This is a genomic window from Haliscomenobacter sp. (genome assembly GCF_033763495.1).
Taxonomy (GTDB): domain Bacteria; phylum Bacteroidota; class Bacteroidia; order Chitinophagales; family Saprospiraceae; genus Haliscomenobacter.
In genome coordinates, this window is sequence record NZ_JANRKL010000065.1 from 12,708 (window position 1) to 28,732 (window position 16,025).

At 49.1% G+C, this 16,025-nt stretch carries 7 protein-coding genes; all 7 read left to right on the forward strand.

Annotated elements, in window-relative coordinates; genetic code table 11:
- Positions 1 to 77: 77 nt before the first annotated feature.
- A complete protein-coding gene (locus SFV55_RS07525) occupies positions 78 to 440 on the forward strand; it encodes an MmcQ/YjbR family DNA-binding protein (protein WP_320028869.1) in 363 nt (120 codons plus the stop codon).
- A gap of 330 nt (positions 441 to 770) precedes the next feature.
- On the forward strand, positions 771 to 1,820 hold the full coding sequence (locus SFV55_RS07530) for an FAD-binding oxidoreductase (RefSeq protein ID WP_320028870.1): 1,050 nt from the start codon (positions 771 to 773) through the stop codon (positions 1,818 to 1,820).
- Between the two features lie 490 nt (positions 1,821 to 2,310).
- Positions 2,311 to 5,433 (forward strand): S41 family peptidase, encoded by a 3,123-nt coding sequence (locus SFV55_RS07535; protein WP_413776694.1) that lies wholly within the window; start codon positions 2,311 to 2,313, stop codon positions 5,431 to 5,433.
- 257 nt (positions 5,434 to 5,690) lie between these two features.
- Positions 5,691 to 8,831: a TonB-dependent receptor gene (locus SFV55_RS07540; protein WP_320028872.1), complete on the forward strand. Its 3,141-nt coding sequence runs from the start codon at positions 5,691 to 5,693 to the stop codon at positions 8,829 to 8,831.
- Between the two features lie 22 nt (positions 8,832 to 8,853).
- Positions 8,854 to 10,695 (forward strand): RagB/SusD family nutrient uptake outer membrane protein, encoded by a 1,842-nt coding sequence (locus tag SFV55_RS07545; protein ID WP_320028873.1) that lies wholly within the window; start codon positions 8,854 to 8,856, stop codon positions 10,693 to 10,695.
- Positions 10,696 to 11,206: 511 nt separating this feature from the next.
- Complete coding sequence (locus SFV55_RS07550) at positions 11,207 to 14,569, forward strand: VCBS repeat-containing protein (RefSeq protein ID WP_320028874.1); 3,363 nt, start codon at positions 11,207 to 11,209, stop codon at positions 14,567 to 14,569.
- Positions 14,570 to 14,648: 79 nt separating this feature from the next.
- Entirely contained in the window at positions 14,649 to 15,950 is a 1,302-nt protein-coding gene (locus tag SFV55_RS07555; protein ID WP_320028875.1) for a vanadium-dependent haloperoxidase, read from the forward strand.
- Positions 15,951 to 16,025: the final 75 nt, after the last annotated feature.

Consider the following 16,025-nt stretch of genomic DNA (forward strand, 5'->3'; position numbering starts at 1 on the left):
GTGTGCAAAGTAGGCTGAATTTTTCATAAATTTAGCCGCTCCAGAGCTTGTTTATGCCTTAATAAGAAACTAATATTATGAACGTCGAAGAAGTTTGCGCCTATTGTCTGGCCAAAAAAGGGGTGGAAGAAAGTTTTCCTTTTGGTGAAACCACCATGGTACTTAAGGTGATGGGCAAAATATTTGCGCTAGTCCCCTTGGATGTAGATGTACAAACCATCAACCTCAAATGTGACCCCGAACGCGCCATCGAATTGCGGGAAGAACACCCCGACGACGTGCTTCCCGGCTACCACATGAACAAAAAGCATTGGAATACGGTGTATTGTGAAGCTGGATTGAGCAATAAACTGCTGCAGGAATTGATCGATCATTCGTATGATTTGGTGGTGGCGAGTTTGCCAAAGAAGTTGAAGGTGGAATTGGAGGGGTTGGAGTAAAATGGAGGGATATGGATTTTTGTAAAATAAAGATCGCAGACTATACCAATTTGTTCAATACGACGAATGGTTTGATTTGGCTTCGCCAAATGTTTTTCACCACGACGACACGACGACACGACGACACGACGATAGCTACCGCTACAATACGACGCTTCGCGTCGTTTTATAAAAGCGCGAAGCGCGTAAAACGTCGTATCGTCGTGTCGTCGTGTCGTCGTGGTGAAAAAATTGCAGCGAAGCTGCGCAATAGCCATATAGGCACTAGGAAAGAATCTAATTCCTTCTTCGTGTTGTATTTTCATTCCCTTTTCGCCCCAACCCACGCCCATGAAAATTGACTACCTCATCGTTGGCCAGGGACTCGCTGGCTCCCTCCTCGCCTATTTTTTAGAAAAAGCTGGTGCATCCATTTACGTCATCGATCCCGATGGTGCAGGTTCCGCTTCGCGGCGTGCTGCTGGTTTGATCAATCCGGTCACCGGGCGTTACTTCGTCAAATCCTGGCGGGTGGATGAACTCATTCCTTTTGCCCGGCAAACTTACCGGGACTTGGAACAAGCACTCGACGGTTCTTTTTTCCACGAACGAACCATCCTCCGGGCCCTTACTTCGGCCAAAGAAGAAAACGACTGGCTCGCCCGCGCAGGTGACCCTGGCTATCAGGCCTACATGGGCGATCACGCCGACAAGGCACCACTTGAACCACTCCTCTACCCTACCCTCGCCTACGGCCAAACCTTACAAAGTGCGCAATTGAACGTCAGCGTTTTTTTGGATTTTCTTCAAAAACAGTTGATGGGAAAAAATCGACTGAGTAAAAATTATTTTCATTACAATGATCTTGTCATCAACCCAGACGGGGTCAGCTATGGCGAGATAGAGGCTTCCCGGGTGGTTTTTTGTGAAGGCTACGGCGGGGTCAATAACCCTTTTTTCAACTACCTCCCCTTTCGGGGCGACAAGGGCGAGGTGCTGATCGTGGAAATTCCCGGCGCAGGTTTTGAGCGCATCGTCAAACAAAACAATACCTTTCTCGCCCCCTTGGGCAATGACCTGTACTGGGTGGGGGCCACCTACGCCTGGCAGTTTGACGACGATCAGCCAACGGAACAGGCGAGAGTAGAACTGCTGGAACGTTTAAAAACGGTGGTCAAATTGCCGTTTAAAGTAGTCGATCATTGGGCAGCCATTCGGCCTACGGTGAAGGATCGGCGGCCTTTTTTGGGGCAACATCCTGAGTTTTCAAACTTGTGGATTTTTAATGGCTTGGGAACGAAAGGGGCTTCGCTGGCACCGTTTTGGGCAAAGCATTTGTGTGAGGTGATGTTGGAGGGGAAGGCGATGGATAGGGAGGTGGATATTCGGCGGTTTGGGTGATGCACATTATCTGAGTTGTTAAGCCCTGAAGGGGCGACATCCCTTCAAGAATGGGTGAAGCCCGTTCGACCCAACAGCCCAGCTCTATTCATACTCACCAGCCCTGAAGGGGCGGCATCATCCGCGGTGATGATGTCGCCCCTTCAGGGCTTCTTAACTTGAGACATTACTCGGCTCGCTAAGAATGGGCCCAGCCCATTCTTGGAAGAATGTCGCCCCTTCAGGGCTAGTCCATCTTCTGGCAGATGGTGTAGAGCATCTTGGAATAGAATGGGCTGTGCCCATTCTTGAGCAGATGTCGCCCCTTCAGGGCTAGTCCACCTTGTGGTAGATGACCTAGCCGAATGGGATAAATTCAAAATTTCTACTAATTTAGTCCTCGTTTAATCACCCAAACCTTTCACTAACCATGCTTCGGCATAGCTCAGCAACCATGCAAAAATCTACCTGGCTGTTTATTGTCAGGGCAACCGCGAGGGTTGCCCCTACGATGTTGTTCCTATTAATGATGGCATTGGGCAGTTTTGCCCAAAACCAACCCGGGGCCTACTTCAGCGACCATCCCAGCCTTTCGCCGGATGGCAACACCCTGTATTTCACCTACGCTGGTGACGTCTGGAAAGTGCCCAGCGCTGGAGGCCTCGCTACGCGCCTCACCGCCATGGAAGGCGACGAACGTTTCCCCCGCCCCTCGCCCGACGGCAAATGGCTGGCTTTTAGCGCCCAGCAATACGGCAATACCGACGTTTACCTCATGCCACTCGATGGTGGTGAAATCCGCCAATTGACCTACCACGACGCCAATGATTTGGTCAGTTCCTGGTCTTGGGACAGCGGTTTTATTTACTTTACCTCTTCGCGTTACAATCGTTTCAGTGGGTACAAGGTTTCGATTGAAGGCGGCACGCCGATGCGTTTGTTTCCCCATTATCACCACACCGTCAACGACATAGCCGAGCATCCGCGCGGTGGGGAGATTTTTTTCAATGAGTCCTGGGAAAGTTTCAACGCGATGACCCGCAAAGGGTATAAAGGCGACCACAATCCCGATGTACAATCCTACAATCCCCGCTCGGGCGAGTTCAAGCAATACACCAATTGGGCAGGTAAGGATTTTGGCGTGACCTTTGATCGCCAGGGCAATTTTTACTTCATTTCTGACGAAGCCAATGGGGAGTACAACCTGTACACCTTCGAAAAAGAACGCAAAGTCAAGTTGACCGACTTCACTACTTCGATCTGGTACCCGCAGGTGAGTGCCAATGGCGAAAAAGTGGCTTTCCGTCGCGATTACCAAATCCAGGTGTACGATGTCAAGAAAAAACGGGCCGAAACCCTGGCCATTCGTATTCCTCAAAACGTCACCCTGGATCAATTGCAGGATTTTAACGTCAAAGGCAACATTACCGCCTTTAACGTATCGGATGATGGCAAAAAGTTGGCCTTTATCGCCCGTGGGCAGGTCTTTGTGTCGGATATCAAGGGCAAATTCATTCAGCACTTGCCCACCCGGGCCGAGGGGCGGGCGCTGGAAATCCATTGGTTGAAAGACAACAAAACGCTGCTTTTTACCCAAACCGTGGGAGGGTATCAAAACTGGTTTACCCTGCCAGCTGACGGCAGCGGAGCCGAAAAACAAATCACCCAGGATCAGCACAACAACCGCAACCTGGCTTTCAACAGCGACAAAACCAAAGCGGTGTACATAGCAGGGCGCCAGGAAATGCGCCTGCTGGACTTGGGCACCCTGACCAGCAGCAGCTTGCTCAAAGACGAATTTTGGGACATAGGCAGCGATGAGCCCCAGTTTGGGCCCGATGACAAACACATCCTTTACACCGCCTACCGCAATTTTGAACGCGACATATTTGTGTACAACCTCGATACCAAAAAAATCCAAAACCTGACCAACACTGGGGTAACCGAGGCTGCCCCACGCTGGTCTCCGGATGGTAAACACATTTATTTCAACGGCAATCTGACTCAGCCCTCCTACCCTTTTGGTTTGGGGGATGCTGATTTATACAGCATGTCGCTGCGGGCTTACGATCCGCCTTATCGTTCGGACAAGGTGAAGGAATTGTTTAAGGAGGAGGAGAAAAAAACGGATAAACCCGCCGCCAAAGATTCCACTGCCAAAAAGACTCCCATCCAGATCGATGAGGCCTACCTGAACGAACGCATCCAACAACACGGGCCAACATTGGGCAACCAGTCAGCGCCTTATGTGATCCAGGTTGGTGAAAAAACCACCCTGCTTTTTGCCTCTAACCACGACGAAGGCAAAGCCAATTTGTGGAAACTGGTGCTCGAACCCTTCGAACGGCCCAAAACCGAGATGATTCAAGGCGCCACCGGGTTTGGTTTTGACATCAGCGCAGCCAAAAACCAGTATTACATCTTAATAGGTGGCAACATTGCTACGCTCAACGTTGATGGCAACAAAACCGAAACCATCGCCATGGACTACACCTTCCGCAAAAAACTCTCCGCCGAGTTTGAGCAGATGTTTTATGAAGCCTGGGCCAACATTGAGCAGAACTTCTACGACGAAACTTTCCATGGCAAAAACTGGAAGGCCATCCGGGATCGTTACGCCGCTTTTTTGCCCCACCTCAACACCCGTAGTGACTTGCGGCTCTTGTTGGCCGAAATGTTGGGCGAGTTGAATGCCTCACACCTGGGTTTCAACTCCAGCGGCAGTGAGGAAGAGATTTTTTACAAAGGGCGCAGCGCCGGAACGGGAATCCTGTTTTCCAATGATGATCCTTATAAGGTAGAGCACATCGTGGCACGCAGCCCAGCCGACCGGATTGACAAGGACATTCGCCCCGGCGATCGGTTGATCAAAGTAAATGGTAGTGCGGTAGTGCCCCGCAACAACCGGGAACAATACCTCATTCGACCTTCCTTGGATGAAGAAATCAGCCTGACCTTTATGCGCGGGCAGGAGGAACGGACCGTCAAAATCCATCCGGTCAGCACTTTTGTCATCAACGATTTGTTGTACGACGAATGGGAAGCGGCTTGCCAGAAACGGGTGGATGAGCGCAGCAACAAAAAAATTGCTTACGTACACATGAAGGACATGGGCGGCGGTGCCCTCGATCACTTCCTCAAACAGATGGTGAGTGAAGGCTGGCAACGTGATGCCTTGATTCTGGATTTGCGCTACAACACTGGGGGCAACGTGCATGATAAGGTTTTGCAGTTCCTCTCCCAAAAGCCCTACCTCCAATGGAAATACCGCGAGGGACAATTATCTCCTCAACCCAATTTCACCCCAGGTGCCAAACCCATTGTATTGCTGGTAAACGAGCCCAGCCTCAGCGATGCCGAAATGACCACCGAAGGGTTCAAACGCCTTAAATTGGGTACGGTAGTGGGTACTGAAACCTACCGCTGGATCATTTTCACCAGTGGCAAGGGACTCGTTGATGGGTCTTTTTACCGCCTGCCTTCCTGGGGTTGTTATTCCATGGATGGGAAAGACCTCGAAATCACGGGGGTCAAACCAGATGTGTATGTGAAAAACACTTTTAAAGATCGCCTCGAAGGAAAAGATCCTCAATTGGATAAGGCCATTGATCTGATTTTGGAGAAAATGAAATAGGGCGGGCAACGCACCGTAGAGACGCACGGCCGAGCGTCTCTGCATAAGCCGTGAATGACAGGAAGTATGTCATTTACGGCTTTTTTTTGTCTCTACTGATTTTCCTTATCCCAAATTCTCTATTTTATTCCTAGATTTACTAAATTCACGAAATTTTCTTTTTTTATTAAAAAATTTTCAAAATCTATAAAAGTATTCTTTACATTTATCGCGTATTTACCTGATTCTTTAACAACCTATCAAACACGGCAGAACACATGAAAAAAACCAATCTACGCAGTCTGTTAGTTCTCTTGCTATGTATAGCAGGCGCGTGTCTCCCTCCAGGTGCTTTTGCACAAACCAAAATCACGGGTAAGGTGATTGACAAGGATAGTGGGCCGCTTGTCGGCGTAAGTATCCTGGTTAAAAACACGACCACGGGTACAGTTTCGGAGCTTGACGGCAGTTTTAGTTTAAATGCACCAGATGCAAACGCTACACTAGTTTTTTCCTACACCGGCTACACCACGCAAGAAATAGCCCTTGCTGGTCGCACAAATCTTGACATCACCATGGCTACTGACAACTTGCTGCTCGACGAAGTAGTAGTGGTAGGTTATGGTGTACAAAAAAAGGAAACCGTTACTGGGGCAGTCTCCAGTGTAAAGGGTTCCGACTTGGTTAAATCTCCTGCTGTCAACGTTTCCAACTCTATTGCAGGCCGTATGGCCGGGGTAGTTGCGGTAAACCGCAGTGGTGAGCCTGGTTACGATGGTTCCGGTATCCGGATTAGGGGCTCCAACACCCTGAACAACAACGACGCCTTGATCGTAATCGATGGTATTCCTGCCCGTGCAGGGGGCTTGGATCGTTTGAACCCCAACGATATCGAAAAAATTTCGGTATTGAAGGATGCATCCGCAGCCATTTATGGTGCACGTGCTGCCAACGGGGTTATCCTGATCACCACCAAAAGAGGTAAAATCAGCAAGCCCGAATTGTCCTACTCTTTCAACCAGGGTTACACTCAACCCACTCAACTGCCTAAGGTAGCTGATGCGGCTCAGTACACCGAAATGTTGAACGATTTGGACATTTATGGTTTGCCGGCCAGCGAATGGGCTGCGGCAACCCAGGCTTACAAAACCACTGGCACTTACACGCGTCCGAATGGTCAGGTACGTAAGGCACCATTCCAGCCTGAGGATTTCCAGAAGTACCGCGATGGTTCTGACCCTTGGGGGCACCCCAATACCGATTGGTATGCAGCCACCATCAAGGATTGGTCGGCACAACAACGCCACAACCTGCAAATGACAGGTGGCACCGAAAACCTCAAATACCTCGCTTCTTTGGGTTACCAAAATCAGGATGGGGTGTACATCAACTCCGCTACGGGCTACAAGCAGTACGATCTGCGCATCAACCTGGACGCCAAAATCAATGAATACATCAGTGTAAACATGGGTATGTTGGGCCGTCAGGAATACCGCTTCTTCCCTACTCAATCTGCAGGTGCCATCTTCCGGATGTTGATCCGGGGCAAACCACAGCAGCCAGCATACTGGCCTGACGGACGCCCTGGACCTGACATTGAAAACGGCCAAAACCCGGTAGTCATCACGACCAACCAAACGGGTTATGACCAAGACAAGCGCGATTATTTCCAAACCAATGGCCAGATTGACATTAAAATCCCGGGTATCAAAGGTTTGAAATTTTCAGGAACTGCTGCCATCGACAAGTTGAATCAAAACACCAAGCGCTGGACCACTCCGTGGACTCTGTATGAGCGTGGAACTGGTTTTGAAGCAGATGGCGTTACGCCAAAACTGGTTGCCGCCAAACGTGGACCTGCCGAGCCAAACCTGAGCCTGGGCAACAGCACCCAATTGAACGTGTTGTTGGGAGGAGTTTTGACCTACGAAAAAACCTTCGGTGCGCATAACCTGACTGTTTTGGCGGGTTCCAACCGCGAAACCATCGAAGGAACCAACTTCAACGCTTTCCGTCGTTTCTTCATCTCACCAGCACTTGATCAATTGTTTGCAGGTGGCGACCTTGAAAAAAACAACGGCGGCGGTGCGTTTGAACGTGCTCGTTTGAACTACTTTGGCCGGGTTGCTTACAACTTCCAGGAAAAATACCTTTTGGAATTCCTCTGGCGTTATGATGGTTCGGATATCTTCCCCGAAGAAACCCGTTATGGCTTCTTCCCTGGCGTAATGGCTGGTTGGGTACTTTCCGAGGAAAAATTCATGGATGCAGTTCCTGCCATCAACTACCTAAAACTGAGAGGCTCCTGGGGCCAAATGGGTAACGACCAAATCGCGACTTACCAGTACCTGTCTACTTATGGCTTCAGAAGTTACATCTTGGGCAACGTTGAAACCAAAACCTTGTTTGAGGCACGTATCCCCAATGAGCTAATCACCTGGGAGGTTGCAACCAACGCGAACATCGGTTTGGAGGGATCGATTTTAAATGACAAAGTGACCTTCGAATTCGACTACTTCAACAACAAGCGGACCAACATCTTGTGGACCAAAAACGCATCCGTGCCTCAGTCCACTGGTTTGACTTTGCCAGCTCAGAACATCGGCGAAGTAGAGAACAAAGGTTTCGACGCCTTGATTGGCTACCGTACCAACATCGGCAAATTGAAGTTGAATGTGAGTGTAAACGGGGGCTACGCCAAAAACAAAATCCTGTTCTGGGATGAAGCTCCTGGTGCTCCAGAATGGCAGCGCACCACTGGTCGCCCAATGTTTACCGAGCAAGTTTACCAGTATGACGGTGTATTCGCAACTCAGGCAGAAATCGATGCTGAAACCATCAACTACAAAGCCATCGTCAACACGCTGCGTCCTGGTGACATGAAGTACAAAGATTTCAACGGCGACGGAAAAATTACTCCTGACGACCGTGTACGTACCGACTTCAACAACATCCCTACTTTCCAGGGTGGTTTGAATGTAATTGCCAGCTATCAAGGCTTTGACCTGAATATCCTCTTCCAGGGTTCAGCGGGTGCCAAGCAATACGTTAGCCCAGGTGAAATGGGTAACATCGGTAACTACCTGCTGAGCATGTATACTGATCGTTGGACGGTTGAAAACCCCAGCAGTGTACACCCGCGGATTGCCAACCGTAGTGACCAGTACTTCTCTGGTGGTAACGATTATTGGTTCAGAAGTACCGATTACATCCGTTTGAAAAACGTAGAAATTGGTTACACTCTGCCTGAAAACATCATCAAAAAAGCAGGCATGACCAGTTTCCGGGTTTACCTCAATGGTTTGAACCTCTTTACCATTTCCGATTTCGATTCGTTTGACCCAGAATCTAGCAGTGCTACTGGCCAGTTCTACCCACAACAGCGGGTAATCAACGGTGGTTTAACTGTTACTTTCTAAAACCTCTAAAATCAATAAAGCGATGAGAAACATCATCATAGGATTAATTGCCCTTTTGTTCATCAACAGTTGTAATGACGACTTCGTCAATACACAACCATTGGACCAACTTTCCCAATCGGCGGTTTGGACGGATGGTTCGCTGGCAGAAGCTTTTGTTTCTGAAATTTACGCTGGATTTGGCAACGGTGGTTTCGACGAGCAAATGAACGCTTCGTTGACCGACGAGACAATCTTCACCCACCCAGGGCGGGGCATTACGACCATCACGGAAGGCCGCTCCAATCCAGCCGATCCAGGATGGATCAATGGCACCTTGAGCTGGGGCAACATGTACCTGCGCATCCGCGCTGCCAACCTGGCGTTGAAAAACCTCGAAGCGCCACAATTCAACAACCCTACTCTGGTAGATCGTTTGAAGGGCGAAGCTAAGTTTATGCGTGCTTATTACTACCAGCAATTACTGCGTTATTTCGGAGGCGTTCCAATCGTGGATAAGCCTTATGAATTAAGCGATACCGACTTTTTGTCTGAAAGAAGCTCATATGAAGCTTGTGTGAATTTCATCGTCAAAGATTGTGATGAAGCCGCGGCATTGTTAGACGGTAAGACACTGGTAGCTGGCCGGGCAACCAAGGCTGCTGCATTGGCCCTTAAAGCTCGGGTGTTGATCTACGCAGCTAGCGACCTACACGACATTCCAACGGCCAAAGCGAAGTCAACTGTAATTTCCGGTTATGCCAAGCCTGAATTGATTGGCTATGTAAGCGGTGACCGCAAGGCCCGTTGGGAAAAAGCCCGCGATGCAGCCAAAGCGGTACTGGATTTGCCAGGCTTTGGCCATCAGTTGGGTTTGAATGCTCCTGCTTCTGCCAGTGATGGTACAACCAATTACATGAACATCGCTCTTTCTCGCAATGGAGGTGAAAAGGAGTTGATCATGGCCCGTTATTTCATCAATGCCAAGCAGGAAAACGGCGGCCGCCAGGGTCTGTTCAACGGCCCTAATGGCTACCACAACTGGGCGGGCAACACGCCGATCCAGTTGATGGTCGACGATTATGAAATGATGGATGGCAGCAAGTTTGATTGGAACAATCCAGCCCATGCCGCTGCACCTTACACCAATCGTGACCCACGTTTTTATGCTTCAATCCTGCACGATGGTTCAAACTGGAAACCACGTACTTCTGACGTAGCAGCCAAAGATCCTGCCAACCAGATTCAAACGGGTACTTACGAAGTGATGAATGGTTCCAACAAAGTGCCACACTTCGGCTTGGATACACGCAAGAGTAGTGTAGAAGACTGGAACGGTAGCTACACAGGGTATTATGCACGTAAGTTCATCGATCCAAACCCATCCATTGTTGACCAAAACACCTGGCAACAAGTTCCATGGCCAGTTTTGCGTTACACCGAAATGGTTTTCAACTATGCTGAGGCTTTGATCGAACTGGGTGATGATGCTACTGCCCGCACCTGGCTCAACAAAATTCGTTTCCGTGCGGGTATGCCTGCCCTGACCGAATCTGGTGATGCACTCAAACAACGCATGCGGAATGAAAAACGTGTCGAAATGTACCTGGAAGAGCAACGTTACCACGATACGCGCCGCTGGATGATTGCCCCCACCACCCTGGGCCGCAAAGCCAATGGTATCAACATCAATGGTACCCTGAAAGCGGGTAAAAACGTGACCTTGTACAAGTATGACCCAAGCAATTACGATTATACTTACAAGGTCTTTGAAATTGACCCGGGTAAGGAAAACCGTGCCTGGTTGGATAAACAATACTATCTGCCGATCCATCGCGATGAAATGAACCGGAACAATAAACTGGTACAAAACCCAGGGTATTAATCCTGAGGTTTTAGATTAGAATAATGCAGGGGGCGCAAGAGAACAAATGGTCTTTTGTGCCCCTTTGCTTTGCTTTTGTATCCTTTGTGCTACATTTGTGCAAGAACATTAATCATCTTACGTGAGATCTGAATTGATTTTTTTACCACAGAGTTTCGCGGAGTAAACACAGAGTTTCGCAGAGTTCTATTAGTTTTCAAGAGTATTGCCACCTTTGGTGGCTAGAAGTCAAATACAATTAAAATTTGATTGTTTGTCATTAGTGTTCGTTCAATGCGCCTCTGAGTAATCCTAGCCGCCGAAGGTGGCCTAAACTCAGCGAAACTCTGTGTTTACTCCGCGAAACTCTGCGGTAAAAAATGTGGTGAGTGAGTGGCTTTTTTTACTCAAAAAACAAGTCATTTTTTTGCTATTTAAGTAAAACAAGTCAAAACTCACGTTCATCTTGTAATTATTGTTCTACTTGAAAACACTTCAAATTGGAGCCGTATCCATTGAAACAATGCCAATAATGAGAGCCATCTACACCATTCTTAAAGCAACTCCTGCGCTAATTCTTCTTCTTTTTTTAAGCCAGTGCAAGAGTGATCCATCCAAAAGTACCACTCCCGCTGACGCCCTTTTCACCCTGCTCGACCCAGCAAAAACGGGCGTGGATTTCCAAAATGCCATCACCGAAGGCCTCAATACCAACGTCCTGATGTACGAATACTTCTACAACGGTGGTGGTGTAGCAGTAGGAGACGTTAACAACGATGGCCTCGACGACTTGTATTTCACCAGCAACATGCAATCCAACCGCCTTTATTTGAACAAGGGCAATATGGTTTTTGAAGACATCACCATTGGTTCTGGCGTAACCGGCCGGGAGGGCCCCTGGAAAACGGGCACCACTATGGCCGATGTCAATGGCGATGGGTTCTTGGACATTTATGTTTGTTATTCGGGCAGTGTAAGCCCCGAAGCTCGTGCAAATCAATTGTTCATTAATCAAGGAGTAGACCCCAATGGCAAGCCCGTTTTCACCGAAAAAGCTGCCGAATACGGCCTCAACAGCCCCGCCACCAGTACTCAGGGCAGTTTTTTTGACTATGACAAGGATGGGGACCTGGACCTATTTTTGCTGAACCACAACCCTCGCTCACTCCCGGTTTTGGATGAGGCCACCACTGCCGAAATCCTCAAAGTAGACGACCCCGAAAATGGCATGCGCCTGTTTCGCCAGGATAAAGGCCCTGATGGACAACCCTTGTTTAAAGACATTACCCAACAAGCTGGACTGCTCAGTTCCGCGCTCTCCTATGGCCTCGGTGCCGCTATGGCCGACTACAACGGCGACGGTTGGATCGACCTGTACATCTCCAACGATTACACCATCCCCGACTTTTTGTACATCAACAATCAGCGGGGCGGCTTTGTCAATCAAATCAACAACAGCATCGGGCATTTTTCCCATTTTTCGATGGGCAGCGACGCAGCCGATGTCAACAACGATGGCCTGGTAGACATTTTCACCCTCGACATGTTGCCAGAAGACAATCGCCGCCAGAAACTCCTGATGGCGCCCGACAACTACGAAAAATTTGACTTCAACCTCCGCGTAGGTTTTGGTCACCAGTACATGCGCAATATGCTCCAGATCAACCAGGGGCTAGTAAATGGAACTTTGACTTTTACCGAAATGGGTCAATTGGCGGGTATTTCCAGTACCGACTGGAGCTGGGCTGCCCTTTTTGCCGACTACGACAACGATGGTTGGAAAGACCTTTACATCACCAATGGATACCTGCGCGACTATACCAACCTCGACTTCCTGAAATACATGGGCGACTACGTCCAAAACAACCAGGGCAATATCCAGCGCCAAAACGTGTTGGAACTGGTGCAACAAATCCCGGCTTCCAACCTCAGCAACTATGTTTTCAAAAACGTGGATGGCCTGAGTTTTGAAAACTTGAGTCAGGCCTGGGGCATTGCTCAGCCTTCTAATAGCAATGGTGCCGCCTACTCCGATTTGGACAATGATGGCGACCTGGATCTGGTGGTGAACAACATCAATCTGGCCGCGGCCATCTATCAAAACGAAGCGGATAAACGATTTAAACACCATTACCTCAAGGTCAAACTGGAAGGTGATGGGCAAAATAAACTAGGCCTGGGTGCCAAAGTGACGATTTACCAAGGTAATAAAATGCAGTACCTGGAACAAATGCCAACCCGTGGGTATCAATCCAGCGTTAGCCCGGTTTTGCATTTTGGATTGGGCGAAAGCAGTTCCATTGATAGCCTCAAAATAACCTGGTTGAGTGGTAAAACTGAAGTATTGCGCCAGTTGAAAGCTGACCAGCAATTGACTTTGAGTGAAAAAAATGCAGGGGCTCAAACTTCAAAACCAGCCGCCGCCGCTCCAACCATTTTTAAAGAAGTGACCAGCCCAATTGCCTATACCGCAGCCAGTAACAGCCTCAATGATTTTAAACGCCAACCCTTGCTTAGCAACCCGCTTTCGCAAGTTGGGCCATGTATGACCAAGGGCGATGCAAACGGGGATGGCCTGGAAGATGTCTATGTTGGAGGTGGCAGTGGCCAGGCCGGGGCTTTGTTTTTGCAAAATAAAAATGGCTCGTTCACGCGTAACAATCAGGCCGCTTTTGATGCCGACAAAGCCAGTGATGACGCCGATGCGCTGTTCTTCGATGCCAATGGCGATGGGTCAGCAGACTTGTACGTGTGCAGCGGAGGTTATGCCAATTTCCTACCCGACGATGCCGCCCTGCAGGACCGCCTGTACCTGAACGATGGCAAAGGCAATTTCAGTAAAAAGGCCAAGGCCCTGCCGAAGATGTTGGTCAGTAAAAGTTGTGTTCGAGCTGCCGATTTGAACGGGGATGGGAATATGGATTTGTTTGTTGGAGGTAGGGTCCTTCCGGGCCGTTACCCTGAAATTCCGCGCAGCTACCTCCTGGTCAACGACGGCAAGGGGCAGTTTAAAGACCAAACCAGCAGCCTCGCCCCTGCCCTGGCAAATATTGGCCTGGTTAGTGATGCAGTCTGGCACGATTTGAACGGGGATAAAAAGCCGGAATTGATCATTGTTGGTGAATTTATGCCGATCACCGTTTGGGGTCAAAAAGGGGGCAAATGGACCGACGTGAGTGGTGATTATTTTGACAAAAAATACGCGGGCTGTTGGAATAAATTGCTGCTCGAAGACCTGACTGGCGATGGAAAAATGGATCTGCTGGTCGGAAACCTGGGCCAAAACTCCCAACTCAAAGCCAGCGAAAAAGAACCCGCAGAATTGTACTTCAAAGATTTTGACGACAACGGTGCGGTGGATCCGATCCTTTGTTTTTTCAAACAGGGCACCAGTTATCCATACGTCACCCGAGATGAATTGTTGGATCAAATGAGCATCATGCGGGGTCGTTTCCCGGATTACAAGAGTTATGCCGATGCGACGCTGAAGGAAGTGTTTACAGCTGATGAGCTGAAGGGCGCTACCCGCCTGGAAGCCAATTACCTCAAAACGGCCTTGTTTGTGGCGGATGCCAAAGGTAAATTTCAAGAAAAACCGCTGCCCCTGGAAGTGCAGGCTTCGCCCATTTTTGCCATTAGCAGTTTGGATTTTGACCAGGATGGGAAAAAGGATTTGTTCCTGGGTGGAAACATCAGCAAGGCGCGTTTGAAATTTGGCAAATACGATGCGAATTATGGCTTGATCTTGCGGGGCGATGGAAAAGGGACATTCAGCAAAGTTCCACAAAAACAGGCAGGTTTGCGGTTAGTCGGGGATGTGCGGAGTGTGTTGGTGGTACAGAACAAGTTGATTGTTGGGGTAAACCAGCAAGGAGTTAAGGCGTATCAATTTTGATGATGAGTAAGCTTTTTTAGTCGTTGAATGTGCAATTGTGCATTCAACGCATGAAATTTCCATAAACAATTCACCACTCATGCGGAAGTACATTTACAGTTGCCTATTGCTTTTCACCTTTTTTGCCTGTACAAAAAAGGCAGCAGTCAGCCCCGAAATCGACTCCCGTGACATCTCCAAAGTCATCACCCAAATGACTGACGTGATGATCCACGACGTGAGCAATCCGCCCCTCGCTGCCCGGTTCTTTTCGTACACCTGTCTGGCCGCTTACGAGGTCATCGCCCTACACGATTCGGAATTCCCTTCCATGCACGGCAAGTTGAACGATTTCCCAAAAATTGAAAAGCCCAACATCACTGGCGAATACGACCACCAACTGGCCGCCGCCCTGGCCATGTACGAAACCGCGAAAAAACTCCAACCTTCCGGCCCAAGACTGGATACCTTAGAGAAAAAATGGCTGGATTCCTTAAAAATAGCTGGCGTTGACCCTATTCAACTGGATAATGCCCTGGCTTTTGCCCAGGCCATCAGCGCCCAAATCCTGGCCTACGCCAAGGCTGACCGCTACAACCGGATCAGCAATTATCCACGCTATACACCACTGGGGACTGAAGGCTCCTGGTATCCCACACCACCAGGATATTTTGCACCAGTGGAGCCTTATTTCAATACCATTCGGCCCTTCACCCTGGATTCGGCCGCGCAGTTCAAACCAGCACCGCCCGAGCCTTTTTCGGCAGATAAAAAATCCGGCTTTTATGCCCAAATGCAAGAGGTGTATGCCCAGGATTTGACTGAAGAAAAACGGGCCATCGCCGCCTTTTGGGATTGTAACCCCTTCGCCCTCCAAGACAATGGGCACTTGATGGTGGGTATGAAAAAAATCTCCCCGGGCGCGCATTGGATGGGCATTGCGGGTATTGCCTGCCACCAAAGCAAAGCAAGTGTAGCCAAAACGATACAGGTGTACACTACGGTGGCCATTGGCCTGATGGACGGCTTTTACTGCTGCTGGGATGAAAAATACCGCAGCAACCGCGTCCGCCCGGAAACGGCCATCCGCAAATACATCGATCCAAAGTGGAAGCCCTTCCTGCAAACTCCACCATTCCCGGAATACCTCAGTGGGCACTCTACCATTTCTTCGGCAGCTGCGACTATTTTGACCCATTTTTTTGGGGATAATTTTGCGTATACGGATACGGTGGAGGAACGCTTTGGATTAAAAAAACGCTCTTTTACTTCCTTTAAACAGGCGGCGGCTGAGGCGGGGATTTCGAGGTTATACGGGGGGATTCACTTTATCGATGCCATTACAAATGGGCAGAAGCAAGGCGAGAAAGTGGGGGAATTGGTGATTGGAAAGGTGTTGTAGGTTCTTGAAAAGGGCCTCTTTTACAAAAATCGCTTAGCTTCGCTGCACAGCTTTACCTTCCAGATGCCGTTAGTG

Excerpts from the sequence above, each read along its gene's own strand:
- SFV55_RS07550 (WP_320028874.1), top strand. The coding sequence starts at position 11,207 with ATGAGAGCCATCTACACCATTCTTAAAGCAACTCCTGCGCTAATTCTT.
- SFV55_RS07540 (WP_320028872.1), top strand. The coding sequence starts at position 5,691 with ATGAAAAAAACCAATCTACGCAGTCTGTTAGTTCTCTTGCTATGTATA.
- SFV55_RS07525 (WP_320028869.1), top strand. The coding sequence starts at position 78 with ATGAACGTCGAAGAAGTTTGCGCCTATTGTCTGGCCAAAAAAGGGGTG.
- SFV55_RS07530 (WP_320028870.1), top strand. The coding sequence starts at position 771 with ATGAAAATTGACTACCTCATCGTTGGCCAGGGACTCGCTGGCTCCCTC.
- SFV55_RS07555 (WP_320028875.1), top strand. The coding sequence starts at position 14,649 with ATGCGGAAGTACATTTACAGTTGCCTATTGCTTTTCACCTTTTTTGCC.
- SFV55_RS07545 (WP_320028873.1), top strand. The coding sequence starts at position 8,854 with ATGAGAAACATCATCATAGGATTAATTGCCCTTTTGTTCATCAACAGT.
- SFV55_RS07535 (WP_413776694.1), top strand. The coding sequence starts at position 2,311 with ATGTTGTTCCTATTAATGATGGCATTGGGCAGTTTTGCCCAAAACCAA.